Consider the following 17,607-nt stretch of genomic DNA (forward strand, 5'->3'; position numbering starts at 1 on the left):
CTCCTAGCGTAGACTTTCAATGGATAACGCACTGTCATCCAAGCTAGCAGAAATTTTGAATACCTCACTAATAGATGTACGACCAGTGATGGCATATTCCAAAGCACACTCTGCTAGTGGCATATACAAATCACTTTCTTTAGCCAACCGACTGAAATCCGCGAGGTCATTACGTCGCAATGCATCCAACATGGCATCATCCAGCTCTAGCAACTCATATACACCGGTACGTCCAACATAACCCGTGTTAGAGCAATGAGTGCAGCCTTCGCCGTGATAAAAAGTATGAGTCCCCGGTTCCTCACCTAAACCGCGCAACCAGTTTTTTTCTTGCTCGTTTGGTTCATATACTTGCTTACAATTTTGACAGAGCTTACGAACTAGACGCTGACCTATCACTGCTCGCAAACTCGACGCAACCAAATAAGAATCTGCGCCCATATCCATCAATCGCATAGCGCTGGATATGGCATCATTTGTATGCAGTGTTGATAGAACAAGGTGACCTGTCATAGCGGCCCGTAAACCGATTTCCATGGTTTCTGTGTCACGCATTTCGCCAATCAAAATAATATCTGGATCTTGGCGTAAAGCGGTTCTTAAAATCCTAGCGAAATTTAATCCAACTTTTGCATTAACTTGCACTTGGTTGATTCTTGGTAGGCGATATTCAACTGGGTCTTCTGCAGTAATAATTTTCTTATTTTTTGCATTTAGGCTATTCAACGCAGCGTAAAGAGTTGTGCTTTTACCACTACCGGTTGGGCCAGTAACCAGTACCATGCCATGAGGACGAGTTATGAGTGTTTTAAAGCGGTCTCGAACATGTTTAGTCATGCCGAGAGAATTGATATCCAAAAGACCCTGGCTTTGATCCAATAAGCGCATGACCACAGCTTCGCCATACTGTGTGGGTAATGTTGACAAACGTACATCAACACTGTGATTTAATATACGAATATTAAAGCGCCCATCCTGTGGCAGGCGTTTTTCTGATATATCCAAACCACTCATAATTTTCAAGCGACTAACAAGCGCACTTACAACACGCTTTTCCTTCATGACTTGTTCTTGCAGCTCACCGTCAATACGGAGACGTACACGCAGAACACTTTCATCTGGTTCTATATGAATATCTGAAGCACTTACTTGAACTGCATCTTCAAAAATATTCTGCAGCAAGCGAACAACCGGAGCCTCACTAGCATCGGACTCTGCAAGGATAGTTGCTAGGTCTACATCGCTTTCGCCAAGCTCTTCATCTAACTCACCAACGAGAGAAGCAATCTGCTCAGTGCGACGGTATATTCGATCGATGGCATTCAGCAATTCTTGTTCTTTTACAAATGCTGGAACCACATTTTTTTTGAGAATACGCTTAACTTCATCTACGGCTAATATATCCAAGGGATCAACAAAACCGACGAAGTATTGATACTCTTCTTCTACCAAAACAATCGCGCGATAGCGCCGAGCAATCCCCTCTGGTAAACGCCGAGTAATTTCACTATCAAACTGGAAACGAGAGATGTCCATGAATGGCATTGCAAAATGCGAAGACAACTCCATCAATAGATCGTCTTCATTTACAAAACCGAGGTCAATGATCGCACGACCTAGTTTCCGACCTGATCGCTTCTGTTCATCAAGTGCTTGCTGTAGTTGATCCTCGCTGATGATATTTTTTTCTACCAGCAAGTCACCCACTCGAACTTTACTGTGCTTGTCTTTATTTAACATAAAGTTGCTCTGAGTATCTGTTCTCTAATTAGGGCTGATAGCTCTGACTTTCACGTTCGGCTTCACGGCGCCAATACGGAAATTGGTTCTTAATCGTGCGAAGACTATCTTGCCAAGTATCTTCATCAACTACTTTTGGCTGAAGTAGAATAACCAGCTCACTTTTTGTTGATTCTTGATCGCTTTGCCGAAACAGCGCACCCAGAATCGGAATTCGTGCTAGCCAAGGGACGCTGGCATCCGTACGCGATTGTTTATCTTGCAGTAGGCCGCCGATGACAACGACCTGACCATTACGTGCTCGAATTATGCTATCTGTCTCGCGAATACTGCTGACCGCCAATGGCAGATTGAATATATCATCGCCCAACTCAATGACTTTATTGCGTTCAACCACTTCGGTCACACTCGGATGAACATGCAGAATGACATCATTGTTTTCGCTGATCTGTGGTGTGACATCCAACGCTATACCTGAGAAGAATGGTGTAAGTGTGACCTCGGGATTGGTACTCGTTGTTGTAGTGGTCGTCGTGGTATCGTTGCTTACGTCAGTCACAAAAAATTCATCTGTGCCGACTTTAATCACCGCTTTTTGATTATTCACTGTGGAAATTCTTGGACTTGATAAAACTTGGACTTTTCCCTGTCGCTTCAATAGCTGAATCACACCGGTAAAGTCAGAACCTGTGAATGCCAATGAAAAGATACCGTCAATATCATCGGGATTTCTAAGAGTGGTAGCACTTAAACTAGGTGTAAACTCTGTACTACCTGAACTGGCTAATCCATCCCACTGGATACCTGCCTGGTAGCCATCATTCAAAGTAACCTCTAGTATTTTGGCTTCAATAATCACTTGCTTGTTTAGAGATAGTTGCGCTTTATCCAAAAACTGTTCTACTGCTGAAATTTCATTTGGGAAGGCACGAACTACCACTAGACTGGCTTGTGAATCTACAATGACTTTTCGCCCTTCACTACTCCCCACTAAAGTAGTAATCGAGGTTTTTAAGGTTTGCCAAAAATCGGAGGACGCTGTCGTTTGTATTTTACTAGCAGTCGATAACTGCGAAGCGGTTGTACTATTCACATTATCGGCAGAAGTATTTTTACTCGTGATTTGCCCACTAGACACAGTGAGACCACTGCTTCCCGTACGAGTAACGTTTAGATAGTTCACAGGAAACACTTGGTTTTGTAAGTCTCGAGGGAGTATGCGATAACCATATTCGGTTTTTCTAAATTGCAATCCGTATTGATCACGTACAGCCTTGAGTGTTTCGAGAAGTGTGACATCCGATAGACGCAAACTAATACTGGCCCGTACTTTTGGATGTACAACCATATTAATCTCTGTGCCTTCAACCAAGCTTGCAAAAAATTCTTGAGCATTTACTTTATCAGCGACTACGTCAAACCGTTCCCGTTGCAACCTTTCATCAATACTTTGTTGTATATTCGCTGAGCTTTGTATTGGAGCCTGTGTATCATCTTTCGTTTCTTGTAATGCACGATCAGCCACTGGTAAATCATGTTGATCCATTGTGCTGCAAGCACTCAATACTATTAACAATGCGCTGGCATAAAAAATATGTCTCATAATGGATCCCTTCGCGTTTTCACTGGGCTAACTGGTTTTGTAATACTCAGTTTTTTCTGCCGTCCTTGCTTGGTCAATACAACCGAACCAGCGGAAATATCAGCCACTAACCAGCCCTTGTAGGTGGCACCTTGCTGCAACACCTCACCATCGACAACCGCGATACGTCGCTGTTCATTGACGATAGTCTGCGTTAATACCCACACCTTTTTACCACTTATCGTTTGCTTGGGTTTTATCATCGACTTACCACCTAAATTAGGTGGTGCCATTGGATCAAATCCATGCGCTAGAATCGGTACGATCAGTACCATGAATACCATCATCCATTTTTTCATAGCTATAAACCCAAAACATGATCGCTTGTACTAATGGAATGTACTTTAAGATCAAGAACGCCATTTGGATACTTTTCCATTTTGAAATCAAGGCTTTCCCAGTAAAGCTTCCAAGGTTGCGATTCAATTTGCTTGATATAATCCATTGTATTTAAGTATCGTCCTTGCAGTTTTAGCGATAGGCCATGCTTAAACAATACTGAAGAATCTGTTTGCTTTTGGTCCAACTCAATGGGCTTAGCTTCTAGATTTTTAAGTTTGATGATTTTCAAATATCGCTCATCCAATAATTCAGAGAAAACCTGTGTCATCTTATTAGGCAAAATAAGTGATGAAGTTAAATCTTCAATGGTTCGCTCCTGCTCGGTCACTTGTATTTCTAAACCTTTAAGTTGCTTCCGATATGGCGCGTTAACGTCTTGTTTTGAGCGGTTTTCTAACTCCAAAATAGCGGCTTTACTCGCTGCCTCTTGCGCGACGGCTCTCTCTTGCTGTTGGTGAAGACCCAAAATCGTTTCCACCTTGGGAATCCAAAGTGTGAATAGCAGAACTAAGACAAACGCCAAAGAGCAACCAAATGTGATGGTCATACGCTCTCTAAGCGAGTAGGCCTCAAAAATTTGTTGCGCTATTTTCCAATAATGTTTCAATGTTGCTTGACTCCACTTTAGAACTTACGACAAACTCCATCACAGCTTTGTCGCGCTTTAAATCAAACACTTTAAAGTCCATTCCGTTGAATACTGGCTCTTTACTTAACTTTTTTAAATAATTAGGCAAAGCCTTGGGTTTTAGTACATAACCTTCAATACGCATTGATGATCCGCCTGACTCAATTTGAATCCGCTTTAGCCATAATCCTTCTTGTTCAACCCTAGTAAATGCGCCTAAAAATTCGGAGAAAGCTGCATCTTTTTGCGCCAAACCATTACTATCTAGAAATTCAAGCACACGATCATTACGGGTCACTTGTTGTTGTTTACTGTCTATCTGCTTAAGCAATATAGGATCGATTTTTGGTTCTGGATACATACGCTCAGCGATCGCTAATTGCTCCTGCCACTTTTTTGCAGAGTTTAACGCTTCGGTGAGTGCCTTAACTTCGTAAAAGATAACGCCCCTTAGTAGCAAACTAATTACAATGCTGAAAACAATACTGTAGCCACAGATAATGAGAAAAATTGCAGCAGAGAATGGCACTTCCGTTTTTTTAAATTCATCAAGATAGAGGTTAACTTGTTGCATCGGACCTCCTTAAGACAGAACCTAAAACAGGTAAATAGTAAGCCAAAAGATCATGGGGGATTTCAATTTCTTTGTGTATCGGAAGAATGGTCTGTGGTTCGAAAGACTCGACATTTATGCCTAACCGGTCTTGCAAAGAAGTGACTATATCAATGGCGTCGTGTTCAATAGGTAATAAGTGAATGCGCGTAGCGACACCCTTTCCAAGTTGGCTTTCGTAATAGTCCAATGAGCGCTGTAAATCTAATGCAAGACGATCCAGCATCACCTCATCATCCAGCTGGAATGCATCGTCAGTTTGCAAAAAGCTAGAAAAACCAAGTTCGATACTGCGCGTTAAATACATATCTTGGTGACTAAACATGCTAATGGTGCCGCTATTTTCATGCAGCTCTAACAACGCCACATTACCGTTTTCCATTTCTGGTAAATAGAGCGCCATATTGCGCAGAGCCATATGCCAGATATCAATAATCTTCAGATCTAAACCAATCTGTTTTATTTGTTTAACGCGCTGCCTAATGTGCTCAGAAGCAACCGCTGCTACATAAATCATATCCATACGACCACGGTATGCATCTTCAGGTAGAGGTAACACATCTATCACCGCATCGGCCGCAGGCGTACTCAATAGGCCTTTACTACGCCAACGAACGGCCTCCAGTAATTCTTCATCAGGCACCTGGGGACGTTCAATGAGCTCCAATTCATATTCATTTGGTGGCAACACCAAATAACAGTCTGCGTTAACTAGATGGTAGCGAGCTACCCAGCCTCGAACATAACCAACCTGTTCTGATGGCGGAACCGGAGCGAACTCTGCGCGCACGATTTTCTCAGGTTGATCAGCCATTTTGGCCTTATGGCAAATGGCCACCCCATCTTTCATAAAACATAGGGATACTGTGCCTTCTGGCTTGGGCAAACGACGACGAAACCAAAGTCTTGGGTCCCATGAGATCAAGAGCACATCCTTACCTAACTGACACTTGTCTCGTTTAACTCTAGTCAGGAATAAACAGTTGCGCCAATTGAGTGTTTAAGAATATGCAAGTCATCATTTGGTGACAGGGCATAGAAGAAGAGAAAGGTAGTTGAGCGCTATTTGTTATAGCGCTTTTTGAGAATACGCGATAGCGCTTGGCGCCAAGGTTTAGGCTTAATGCCAAAGGTATGCAAGATCTTTTTAGTGTTTAACCGTGGACTCGATTCGCTAAACTGGGCGTTCATCTCGTGACTGGCATCCACTTGAATTTCCTGTAGAGGTAAATCCTCATATTGACGTGCCTCTGCCACCACCACCTCGGCAAATTTATATAAATTGGTTTTTTCAGCACTACAATAGTGATAGATACCCCAAAGCTCAGCATAACGAGCCTGATACACCATCGCCATCAACACCGCTGCAATATCACATGCACTGGTTGGACATAGCACTTTACTATCGCTTAGGTGCAACACAGACTCGGTTTGCGCTAGCTCCAATAAACGCGAGACATCATCATGTCCTTGTGAGCTAAACAGCCAACCCACTCGCAAAATCATGTGTCGCGGACATGAGCTTTGTATTGCGTTTTCAACCGCAAGGACTTGCTGGCCAATAGCAGTGCCTGGGTAAGGCTCATCATCTTCTTTAAACACATGGGACTCTTGGCCTGCGAATACCGCATTGCTGGATAATTGCAGTAAGGGGATATTTAAGGTACAGCAGACCTGAGCCAATACACTAGCAATATGTGCAGTAGTACCGGAACCCAACGGCCGAATACAATTAATTAAAAACTGAGGGGATAATTCTTTTAAGCGAGACTGCACTGTATCAATATCAGACAAATCCCAATCGGTGCTGTAAATAGCATGCAAAGAGACTTTTTTCTCCTGTGCTAACTCAGTAAGTGCTCTACCCACCGGATTATCGGCACCGAGAATAACTATGTGAAAGGAAGCTGACATGAACCACTACTTGGAAAAACTTAGGGCCTAAATTTACCAAGCTTAAGCCCTAGATGCTAGCTCCGCGAACAACTATTCCTGGCTACGCCTCTCTAATAATAGATACAAGGTCGGCAAGACCAATAGGCATACAAACGTAGTGAACAGAATTCCAAAACCTAATGATACCGCCATGGGCGTAATAAATTTTGCCTGTCTTGACGTCTCAAATACCATAGGAGCAAGACCGCCAAAGGTCGTTACGGTTGTTAATAATATCGGACGAAAACGACGTTCACTTGCCTCTATGATAGCCTGTTTAACCGCAACGCCTGCCGCCCGCCGTTGGTTAGCGTAATCCACTAAAATCAGACTATCGTTCACCACGACACCACAGAGAGCCAACATCCCCATAATCGCGATAATCGACAGTCCATAGTTCAGTAAAATCAATCCACACAGTGCTCCAGCCACACCGAAAGGAATCACTGCCATGATCAAACTCGGTTGTTTATAACTATTAAACGGAATTGCTAACAAAATATAAATCGCTAACAACGTGAAAACAAAACCTTGTATCAAACTGGCAAAACTCTCTTGCTCGTCTTCTTGGCGGCCGCTGTAACCAATTTTCACCTGCGGATATCGCTGTTTGAATTCGGGAAACGTGTCAGCCTCTAAGCTTTTCTGCAAGTTTGGTATAAGCGATCTAGGCTCAACCGCGGCACTGATTGTCACCACCTGTAAACCGTTTTTACGCTGAATTTTTTCTGGTGCACGCCCTTTGTCTAAATGGGCAATACTTGACAGTGGTACCCAACTCCCTTGCGGCGTTCGTATTGCTAACGATTCTATATCGGTTTGGTATTGGCGCTCTTGCTCGGGCAAACGCACTAATACAGTGACTTCGTTTTTTCCTCGTTGCTGGCGAAGTGCCCTCGCACCATACAAGTTATTTCTCACCTGATCGGCAACATTGGATGCGCTGAAACCTAAACTACGGCCATAGTCATTTAATTCAATATCCCACTCAGGCTTACCTCCAGTGAGCGAATTGCTGATATCTTTTACTGATCCAATTTCGTCGAGCTTCGCCATAATAAAATCACTGGCATCGCTCAGTTGCTGTGTATCAGAAGAGCGCAATTCCAACGTGAAAGGTCGACCGCTTACTGGCCCAGCACCTCTTTCAGCATCAAAGCTGATGCTTTTAACACCTGCAATCTCTCCTAAGGCTTGGCGCCACCGGTCTACAATTTCGTTTGTACTGTAGGCTCGATCTTCATCACTGATTAATCGTGCGTCTACTTCGATACTACTGCCTGTAATCGAAGATTGGACACTTACCAAAAAGTCACCGTGCTGTTGTTCGATAGGCTCGATAATTTGTCGCAGTGCCTCCTCACCGTAATCTCTTGCTTTCTTGGTCTCACTAAGTGGAGCATTCGGCGGCATTTCAATCATCAATATGGCAGACTCTCCCTCTAACACAGGGAACAAAGAAAAACCCATGCGCCCACTAGCAGCATACGAAAATACGATAGCCGCAAGTGCCAAACTCGTTGCCAATGTCATGCCTGGTCGGTCGAGTAAAAAAGCTAATGTTGGTCGATATTGATAACTGATAAACGACTGCAAACGTGCATCCACTTTCTCTTGAACACGACCTAGTTTCACACCAATTTTTCCCTTTGGCTTGTTTTTTAATTGCGCTATATGTGAAGGCAAAATAAAGAGTGCTTCAATCCATGAGATAGCAAAACAAGTAACCACCACTGCAGGGATTACCATCATAGCTTTGCCCATACCACCAGGCATGAAGAACAGCGGCAAGAATGCGGCCACATTAGTTAAAATAGCAAAACTCAGGGGGACAGCTACTTGCTTAGCACCCATGATGGCCGCCTCGACTCGGCTATACCCTTTATCTAAATTCTCATAGATATTTTCTCCCGCAATGATCGCATCATCCACCACAATGCCCAGCGAGATAATAAAAGCGAACATAGAAATCATATTGATTGAAACATCAAATGCAGGAAGGAATAACATGGCGCCAAGAAAGGAGGTTGGAATACCCATGGTGACCCAGAACGCTAAACGGTACTCTAAGAAAATACCTAAGAGAATAAATACCAAGGCCAGACCGATCAGCGCATTTTTTAATAGCAACCCGAGGCGCTCTCGATATAGTTGTGCATCATCGTCGATGACCGTTAGATACATACCCTCAGGAAGCATAGCTTCCAATTCTGGCCACATATCGTATACGGTATCCGCCACCTCTGTGGGAGTCTGATTACCTGAGCGATAAACGTCGAAAGCAACACTATCCTGCTTATTGAGGGTGACTAAATCGGGTGTATCTTCAAAACCCTCTTTTACAGTGGCAACCTCCCCTAAACGTAACACCACTCCATTCTGATTTTGAATCAAAGGTAGCTGTGCAAATTCTCCGGCCCAGTATTGGCGATCATTCAGTGTCACCAATATATCGCCGCCTTGGGTTTTTACCGTTCCAGCGCTTTTTTCCACAGCATTCTCGCTAACCGTAGCGGCAACTTGGGCTAAGCTTAAATTGTATTTTTTCAATGCTAAACTTGGTATCTCAACATGGATTTCTTCGGCAGGTGCACCGCTTAAGTCAATTTGAGAAACCGAAGAAGAGTTAATTATTTTGGCTTTAATCTTCTCGGCTAAGCGCTTCATTTCAAAACGATTTAAATCGCCATGCAGCGCGATTTCCATCAACTCATGTTTTCTCGCAAAAATGCTAACAATAGGCTGTTCCATCTGTGCCGGAAATGTCGATATTCGATTTACCTCTTGCAAAATATCTTGATACATTTGTTGCACGTCTTCACCGGCTTCAATGTCCACACTCAAGGTGGCATAGCCCTCTTGAATCGTGACATTAATATCGGAAATACCATCCATCTCAGCTAATGCATTTTCCACTGGCAATACGACACCTTGTTCCATTTCGGTGGGCGTTGCCCCCGGATAAACTAAACGCACTTGCACCACGTCTACAGAAAACTCAGGTAGAAACTCTTTTTTGATCGTAAAAGAAGTAAGCAAACCACCTACGAGTAAAGCCAACATCAATAGGTTACTGGCAACACCATGGCGCGCCATCCAAGCAATTGGACCAGAGTGTAAAAAAGCATCTTTCATCATTGCGCCCCATCAACAGATTGTACGCGCACTTTTAGGCCGTCTTGCTTGTCACTGAGTTCGCTAATCAGTTGCCGATATGAATTGATCTGCTCACCGTCAAATTTAACCCATGAGTATTCTCGACCCTTGAACACTAAGCTAAAAGGAATCGATTTGAGTTGATTGTTTTTATCCACAGCCCACACTACAGCTGTATCAACTTTATCACTGGCCAAACGGAATAGATTCGCTTGTTGCTTTCCATAAAGCGTTACCTCTATGTAGTCGTTGTAGCGAATCAATGGCTGACCATTAGACGTATCGAGGGGTTTTGGTATTTCCAATAAAACCCGCGCTTGACGATCATTTGCATCTACAGATGGAGAAATGCTTAAGATGCGAGCTTGACGTGATGCGTCGCTGGTCAATGAGCGAACTTGTGCAGAAGCCGATATATCCAATATGGATAAGAAATGATTTGGCACACTGACTTCAACCCAAAAAAACGAGCTATCTATGATAGTAAAGACGGCGTTCGTATTATTTAAATAAGAACCTGTGAATGCCATTTGCTGCAAAACATGTCCATCAAAAGGCATTTTAATTTGAGTACGCTGAAGATTTAATTTCGCTTTCGCCAAATCCGCTTTCGCCATCTTCAAAGCCGCTTTCGCGGAGCTTAACTGAGGTTCACGTAAAGCCAAAGATTTGGCCACAGGATTAAGTTCAATGCCCGATAAGCGATAATCACTGCGCGCGTTTTCCACTTGTCCTAACTCGATATCGAGGTTAGCTTGAGCCTGGATAGAAGCCGCTTGCTTTTGCTGCAGTTGAAGCTGATAGTCTGCGTCTTCAATTTGTGCGAGCAGTGTGCCTTTTTCCACAAACATCCCTGGCTTTATATCTGGATTTACCCATTCTAGCTGGCCTGTAACTTGAGCCACTAATTGCACATAATCATTGGCATTTACCGTTGCCCCACCGCGCCAATAAGGTGGTTCTGTTGCTGGTTTAAAATCGGTTACTTCAACCAAGGGCTCTATCTCTTTCTCAATCTTTTTTTGCGGTTTTGGTGCGGATTTAATAATGCTATAGGCGATAGCTAATCCAGCAATGAGAATAACGAGAATAGAGAGATGCTGTTTTTTCATAATGACGCGATGCTTCGAATGTAGTGTTTAATTCATTATTACCAAGCTCAAAGATAAACCCAACCAGATTTACACTTCTTTAAGTACCTTAATTACGCACTCATCAGCAAAACAGATTGCGCAATAAAAAAACCCCACTTGCTTTGCAAGTGGGGTTTCTGATGTTGCACAATTTTTACAGCTATTTTGGATGAGTGTTAAAAAGGAATATCATCATCGAAATCATCAAACGCATTGCTTGGTTGCGGCTGCGGTTGACCTTGTTGTTGCGGTGCCTGCTGTGGCGCCTGTTGAGGTTGACCGTAAGGTGCTTGCGGTGCTTGTTGTGGTTGCTGACCATAAGGTGCGGCCGCGGGTTGCTGCGGTGCCTGTTGCGGCTGTCCGTAAGGTGCTTGCTGTGGAGCTGCTTGTGGTGCTTGCTGAGGTTGGGCAGCAGGTTGCCCCATGGGCTGACCGTAACCGCCACCCATACCATCTTGCTGCGCATTGCGGCTATCTAGCATAGTCATTTCGTTAGCAATGATTTTGGTAGAATAACGCTTAATCCCGTCTTTTTCGTATTCGTCTGTGCGCAGTTTACCTTCAAAGTAAACCTTGCTTCCCTTTTTAAGGTATTCACCAACGATCTCTGCCAGACGACCAAAGGCCTCTACACGGTGCCATTCTGTTTTATCTACTTGTTGGCCAGTATTACGATCTTTATAGCCCTCGTCAGTGGCTACGCTAATTGAACATACAGCGTTACCGTTAGGCAAATAGCGCATTTCTGGATCGCGACCCAGGGTGCCGATGATGATAACTTTATTGACGCTGCCTCGTGCCATAATCTTTCTCCGCCCGTGGGCTATTGCTATAAATTTAAGGGTTTCAATAATGTCGGATTAAAGGTTTTATTGTCCACCTTTAAATAGGCCGCTTGGTCCAAAATCATGACTTCATGAACGCCCGGTACCGACATTAGTTCTGTTTGTAGCGCTTCTGTGGCGCGGGATGCAGTCAACGCAACTCGATAACTGGTTAAATGCTTGGGAGCTTGCATGGTTAACACCAAGACCAACCATAATACCACTAAGGGCACAGTCGCCACAAAGACTGCTGAGAGCCCCCAAGTTTCGGTAATCACGCCACCTAATGCACCACCAATAAAAGCCCCGAGAAACTGACACGTGCTGTAAATTCCCATGGCGCTTCCTTTAAAGCCTGCAGGTGCGAATTTGCTCACAAGCGAAGGCAAACTGGCTTCAAGAATGTTAAAACTTACGAAAAAGAGCCATAACGCTGCCACCAAAGCCCAAAACATCAAGCCTGCCTGCCACATAAACAACACACTAACGAGCAGCAAACCAACAGCCATTGCCAACACGGGTTTCATTTTCTGCTTCTTCTCACCAATAATGATGAACGGTACCATCGCCATGAAAGCCGTAATCATGATGGGTAAATACACTTTCCAATGAGCCTGCTTATTTAGTCCCGATTGTTCCAGCAAAACAGGCATAGCCACAAAACATGCCACCAAGACAGCATGCAATACTAGAATACCGAAGCTTAAACGCATGATCTGACGATCTTTAAATACATCGGCCAATTGATGTAAAAACGCTCGGCTCTCTCTGGATCGAATTTGCACGACAGGAGTCGGAACCGCCCTGACTAACAAAATCATGGCCATGATGGACAATACCGCCGTCATCAAGAATAAGCCCGACATCCCTAACCAGTTGGATAAAACTGGGCCCGCTACCATGGCAAGAGTAAACGCTAAGCCAATGCTAGCACCGATACTAGCCATGGCCTTGGTGCGGTTTTCTTCTCGCGTCAAGTCTGTCATTAGTGCCATCAAAGTACTGGCTATGGCACCTGCCCCCTGAAGAGCACGTCCAACAATGAGCCATACGATGCTATCCGCTAAACCTGCGATTAAACTGCCCAGCGTAAACAACGCCAAACCCATTAAAATGACCGGCTTACGACCAATACGATCCGACCACATGCCAAATGGCAATTGAAGACAAGCTTGGGTGAGGCCATAAGCACCAATGGCTACACCCACTAGCGCAGCGGATGCACCTTCATAATCAGCGGCATAGAGCGCTAATACGGGTAGCACCATGAACAAACCGAACATACGCAAAGCGTAAATTAAAGCCAGAGTACTGACAGAACGTTTTTCGGTGGGGGTCATGATTACCTACAAAGAGAATGCGTAAAAAGCCGCAGATGATAAAAAAAGGGTGAGCATTTTAAAAGCTTAAGAATGATTAAGAAAGTCTAATGCACAAACGGTCACATTTTATACACAACTCCCTGTCATTTTGCACATTTTTCAATACAATACGACCTCCATCTAAATAACTGGAATTTAAGGAAGGCAGCGTATGGACAGCGCTCAGAAGCCCCATTTATGGCTCGTTGGACCGAAAAACATTCAAAACTCTCTACTACTCGGCTTTTTACAACAGCATCTGCAGATGGACTGCTCCATGCTAGAAAACTATCGACCTGCCGATAACCATAAAATCAAACTACCACACTTAATTTGTGTCGACGCCATGGGCATGCGAGCTGAGAATTGCCGGCAAATGCTAGAAAGCCTACCCAAAGACAACCAAGTCGTGTTCATCAATCTGGATGGCCAGCAAAGCTACGATGAGCTACTGAAGTGGCCCAATGTCAGTGGCTTCTTTTATAAAGGTGCTAGCCAGAACCATGTAAGCAAAGGCATTCGCTCCATCTTACGAGGCGAGTTATGGTTTAGTCGTCGCATCCTCAGCCAGTTCATGGCAAATAATCGACGACCACCTGCCCCCGAGCAAAAACCGGCACACAACCTAACTCGCAGAGAAAGCCAAATTCTATCATTGAGTGCCAGTGGGGCTAAAAATGCTGATATTGCAGCCGCTCTCAATGTGAGCACTCACACGGTAAAAACGCACATGTACAACTTGTTCAAAAAGTTAGACGTAAGCAACCGCATTCAAGCCGTGAACTGGGCCAAAGAATATTTGCCTGAACAAGATCTAAGCTAAACCAAGAAAAAATGATCTAAACCCCGCAAATGTGCGAATACAAAGCCAAGCATTTTCACTATGAAAGTGCTTGGCTTTTGTGCTCTATGGGCAAATGAAATACACAGTCTCCTAGGGTCTACTCGTAAAAATCAGTACAATGTTCGTTTTGCACTCACAGCGCAGCAGGGGTTTATGGATACTATATTGGTTCGTGGGGCGCGTACCCATAATCTCAAGAATATCGATTTAGAAATTCCACGTGACAAATTAGTGGTGATCACAGGTTTATCGGGATCCGGTAAATCGTCTCTCGCGTTCGATACACTTTACGCAGAGGGGCAACGTCGCTATGTAGAAAGCCTTTCTACCTACGCTCGCCAGTTCTTGTCCATGATGGAAAAGCCCGACGTGGACCATATCGAAGGCCTAAGCCCTGCCATTTCCATTGAACAAAAATCCACCAGCCACAACCCTCGTTCAACTGTTGGTACCGTGACGGAAATCTATGATTACCTGCGCCTACTATATGCCCGAGCCGGCGAACCTCGCTGCCCTGAACATGGCGAAGTGTTAGATGCACAGACCGTCAGCCAGATGGTAGATCAAATTCTAGCATTACCTGAGGGCAGCAAACTCATGGTGCTGGCACCTGTGGTGCAAGATCGCAAAGGTGAGCATTTACATCTATTCGAACAACTCCGCGGTCAAGGTTTTGTGCGTGTACGCGTAGACGGCATCGTTGTGGACATGGACGATGTTCCAGAGCTTGATAAAAACAAAAAGCACACCATCGAAGTGGTGGTTGATCGCATTAAAGTCCGCGAAGGACTAGAGCAGCGTCTTGCTGAATCTTTAGAAACGGCTTTGGAACTCACTAGCGGTACTGCCAAAGTGAAAGGCATGGACGATGACAAACTTGAGCTATTGTTCAGTTCTAAATTTGCTTGCCCTGTGTGTGGTTACAGCATTACCGATTTAGAACCACGTATGTTCTCCTTTAATAACCCCGCGGGTGCTTGTGAAACCTGTGACGGTTTAGGCGTAGATCAATATTTCGATCCAGACAAACTGATTGTTGATAGCAGCTTAACCCTAGGCGAAGGTGCCATTCGTGGTTGGGATCGACGCACCATTTATTACTTCCAAATGCTGAGCAGTGTGGCCGAGCACTTCGGCTTTGGTATGGATAAGCCATTTAAGAAACTCACGAAAAAACAGAGAAACGTGATCCTTTATGGTAGTGGTCAAGAAGACGTACCGTTTCACTATGTTAATAGCCGAGGCGATACGGTTATAAAAGAACATCCATTTGAAGGTGTCATTCCTAATCTTTCGCGTCGCTATCATGAAACCGAAAGTGCTATGGTGCGTGAAGAACTATCCAAGTTGCTTTCCGTACAACCTTGCCCCACTTGTAATGGCTCTCGTCTAAAAGAAGCCAGTCGTAATGTGTTTGTGGATAACCACAATATTGCGGACATCACCTCAATGCCTATCGGTCCCGCTTTAGATTATTTTTCTAAGCTAAATCTAAAGGGCAAGCGTGGCGAAATCGCTAATAAAATCCTAAAAGAAATTAACGACCGCCTGCACTTTCTAGTGAACGTGGGTCTGAACTATCTCAGCCTGGATCGCAGTGCAGATACACTTTCTGGTGGAGAGGCGCAGCGTATTCGCTTAGCCAGTCAAATTGGCGCTGGACTTGTGGGCGTCATGTACATTCTGGATGAACCTTCCATCGGTTTGCACCAGCGCGACAATGATCGACTACTGAAAACATTAGAGCACTTGCGCGACTTGGGCAACACAGTATTAGTTGTTGAACATGATGAAGACGCTATTCGTGCCGCCGACTACCTTGTGGACATAGGGCCAGGGGCTGGGGTTCATGGTGGCGAAGTGATTTTTGCTGGCACGCCTAAGCAAATCACTAAATGCAAAAATTCGATTACTGGCCAATACTTAAGCGGCAAACAAAAAATCGAAGTTCCGACAAAACGCCATGAAGCGGATCCCCAAAAGCAACTGACGATCACAGGTGCATCCGGTAATAACTTAAACGACGTGACACTGAACATTCCGGTTGGCTTGTTAACCTGTGTAACAGGTGTATCAGGTAGTGGTAAATCAACCTTGATTAACCAAACTCTATTCCCACTGGCAGCAACTGAATTGAATCGCGCTTCCACTTTGAAGCCTTCTCCGTATGAAAGCATTGCAGGCTTGGATCATTTTGATAAGTGCGTAGACATAGATCAAAGCCCTATTGGACGCACCCCAAGATCTAACCCTGCAACATACACAGGTATCTTTACCGCCGTGCGCGATTTATTTGCTGGAACTGAAGAAGCTCGAAGCCGTGGCTATAAAGCCGGTCGCTTTAGCTTTAACGTGAAAGGCGGTCGCTGCGAGGCGTGTCAGGGTGACGGTGTAATTAAAGTCGAAATGCATTTCCTTGCGGATGTGTATGTGCCTTGCGATGTTTGCCAAGGCAAGCGCTATAACCGTGAAACGTTGGAAGTGCGTTATAAGGGCAAAAATATTCACGAAGTATTGGATATGACAGTGGAAGATGCTTGTGACTTTTTTGAAGCTATTCCTGCACTTAAGCGAAAACTCGACACGTTAATGGACGTCGGCTTAAGTTATATTCGCTTGGGCCAAAACGCCACAACACTTTCCGGCGGCGAAGCACAGCGAGTAAAACTTGCTCGGGAATTAAGTAAACGCGATACAGGTAAAACCCTTTATATTCTTGATGAACCCACAACCGGTTTGCACTTCCATGATATTCAGCAACTATTAACTGTATTACATCGTCTGCGCGATCACGGTAATACCGTGGTTGTGATTGAACATAATTTAGATGTAATAAAAACCGCTGACTGGATTGTTGACCTTGGCCCTGAAGGTGGCTCTGGCGGTGGTAAAATCATTGCGGAAGGCACACCTGAAAACCTGAGTAAGGTAAAAGGCAGCCATACGGCTACATTCTTGAAACCCATGCTGGCAGCGAAGTAATTCGCTGCCGAGCATACTCTTTTACATACTAATCATCATTGAGGTAACTATGTCAGAGCAGGAACAAACTGCGAAACAAATGGACCCAGATTTCTTTAAGCGCACCGACAAGTTTATTCAACTTGCCAACGAGCTAATCAAAGATCATGAACCAGGTAAAGTCAGCGCCAGCTTGTTATACGCAGCTGCGCGTTTCAATGCGCACATTGTTACAGCCAGTGCTAAAGACAAAGCAGAAGCGGATTTAAATAAAGGGGAAGCCCTTGAGTATTTCACTCAACAATATGCCGCCATGTTGAAAGCCAACCTTGAAGATTACGTTGAAAAATACGATGAGTATTTGAAGTAAATCTATCTCAATTTGCAGATACTAAAAAACCCGCTAGATGCCTGTTTAATAAGGATCT

Annotated in this window: 14 protein-coding genes; 3 read left to right on the forward strand and 11 right to left on the reverse strand. The window is 44.3% G+C overall.

Annotation, left to right across the window (positions count from 1 at the left end; translation table 11 throughout):
* Window positions 1-3: 3 nt before the first annotated feature.
* The 11 genes from HF888_RS15390 to HF888_RS15440 all read right to left on the reverse strand — a co-directional run bounded on the left by HF888_RS15390 (window position 4) and on the right by HF888_RS15440 (window position 13,353).
* A complete protein-coding gene (locus HF888_RS15390) occupies window positions 4-1,740 on the reverse strand; it encodes a GspE/PulE family protein (protein WP_007018254.1) in 1,737 nt (578 codons plus the stop codon).
* A gap of 28 nt (window positions 1,741-1,768) precedes the next feature.
* Entirely contained in the window at window positions 1,769-3,343 is a 1,575-nt protein-coding gene (gene mshL, locus HF888_RS15395; protein ID WP_007018255.1) for a pilus (MSHA type) biogenesis protein MshL, read from the reverse strand.
* Window positions 3,340-3,681, reverse strand: a complete 342-nt coding sequence (locus HF888_RS15400; RefSeq protein WP_007018256.1) for a hypothetical protein — start codon at window positions 3,679-3,681, stop codon at window positions 3,340-3,342. Before HF888_RS15400 ends, mshL begins: the two co-directional genes overlap by 4 nt.
* A 2-nt stretch (window positions 3,682-3,683) precedes the next feature.
* On the reverse strand, window positions 3,684-4,271 hold the full coding sequence (locus HF888_RS15405) for a hypothetical protein (protein WP_007018257.1): 588 nt from the start codon (window positions 4,269-4,271) through the stop codon (window positions 3,684-3,686).
* 22 nt (window positions 4,272-4,293) lie between these two features.
* Window positions 4,294-4,926, reverse strand: a complete 633-nt coding sequence (locus HF888_RS15410) for a PilN domain-containing protein (RefSeq protein WP_007018258.1) — start codon at window positions 4,924-4,926, stop codon at window positions 4,294-4,296.
* Window positions 4,913-5,896 carry a type IV pilus biogenesis protein PilM gene (locus HF888_RS15415; RefSeq protein ID WP_133308493.1) on the reverse strand — a complete coding sequence of 328 codons (984 nt, stop codon included), beginning with the start codon at window positions 5,894-5,896 and terminating at the stop codon, window positions 4,913-4,915. The genes HF888_RS15410 and HF888_RS15415 overlap by 14 nt, the downstream gene beginning before the upstream one ends.
* Before the next feature lie 131 nt (window positions 5,897-6,027).
* A complete protein-coding gene (locus tag HF888_RS15420; protein ID WP_007018260.1) occupies window positions 6,028-6,879 on the reverse strand; it encodes an SDR family oxidoreductase in 852 nt (283 codons plus the stop codon).
* A gap of 72 nt (window positions 6,880-6,951) precedes the next feature.
* Window positions 6,952-10,038: an efflux RND transporter permease subunit gene (locus HF888_RS15425; protein WP_243469386.1), complete on the reverse strand. Its 3,087-nt coding sequence runs from the start codon at window positions 10,036-10,038 to the stop codon at window positions 6,952-6,954.
* Complete coding sequence (locus tag HF888_RS15430) at window positions 10,035-11,168, reverse strand: efflux RND transporter periplasmic adaptor subunit (RefSeq protein WP_007018262.1); 1,134 nt, start codon at window positions 11,166-11,168, stop codon at window positions 10,035-10,037. Before HF888_RS15430 ends, HF888_RS15425 begins: the two co-directional genes overlap by 4 nt.
* A 197-nt stretch (window positions 11,169-11,365) precedes the next feature.
* Entirely contained in the window at window positions 11,366-11,992 is a 627-nt protein-coding gene (gene ssb, locus HF888_RS15435; protein WP_007018263.1) for a single-stranded DNA-binding protein, read from the reverse strand.
* A gap of 26 nt (window positions 11,993-12,018) precedes the next feature.
* Window positions 12,019-13,353, reverse strand: a complete 1,335-nt coding sequence (locus HF888_RS15440) for an MFS transporter (RefSeq protein ID WP_007018264.1) — start codon at window positions 13,351-13,353, stop codon at window positions 12,019-12,021.
* Between the two features lie 193 nt (window positions 13,354-13,546).
* Between HF888_RS15440 and HF888_RS15445 the strand changes: the two genes are divergently transcribed.
* The 3 genes from HF888_RS15445 to HF888_RS15455 all read left to right on the forward strand — a co-directional run bounded on the left by HF888_RS15445 (window position 13,547) and on the right by HF888_RS15455 (window position 17,549).
* The gene (locus tag HF888_RS15445) at window positions 13,547-14,197 is read left to right on the forward strand and encodes a response regulator transcription factor (protein WP_007018265.1); all 651 of its coding nucleotides are present in this window, start codon (window positions 13,547-13,549) and stop codon (window positions 14,195-14,197) included.
* A gap of 174 nt (window positions 14,198-14,371) precedes the next feature.
* Window positions 14,372-17,200: an excinuclease ABC subunit UvrA gene (gene uvrA, locus HF888_RS15450; RefSeq protein WP_007018266.1), complete on the forward strand. Its 2,829-nt coding sequence runs from the start codon at window positions 14,372-14,374 to the stop codon at window positions 17,198-17,200.
* A 49-nt stretch (window positions 17,201-17,249) separates the two neighbouring features.
* The gene (locus HF888_RS15455; RefSeq protein WP_007018267.1) at window positions 17,250-17,549 is read left to right on the forward strand and encodes a DUF3144 domain-containing protein; all 300 of its coding nucleotides are present in this window, start codon (window positions 17,250-17,252) and stop codon (window positions 17,547-17,549) included.
* The last annotated feature ends 58 nt before the right edge of the window (window positions 17,550-17,607 follow it).

Source organism: Bermanella marisrubri (assembly GCF_012295615.1).
GTDB lineage: Bacteria > Pseudomonadota > Gammaproteobacteria > Pseudomonadales > Oceanobacteraceae > Bermanella > Bermanella marisrubri.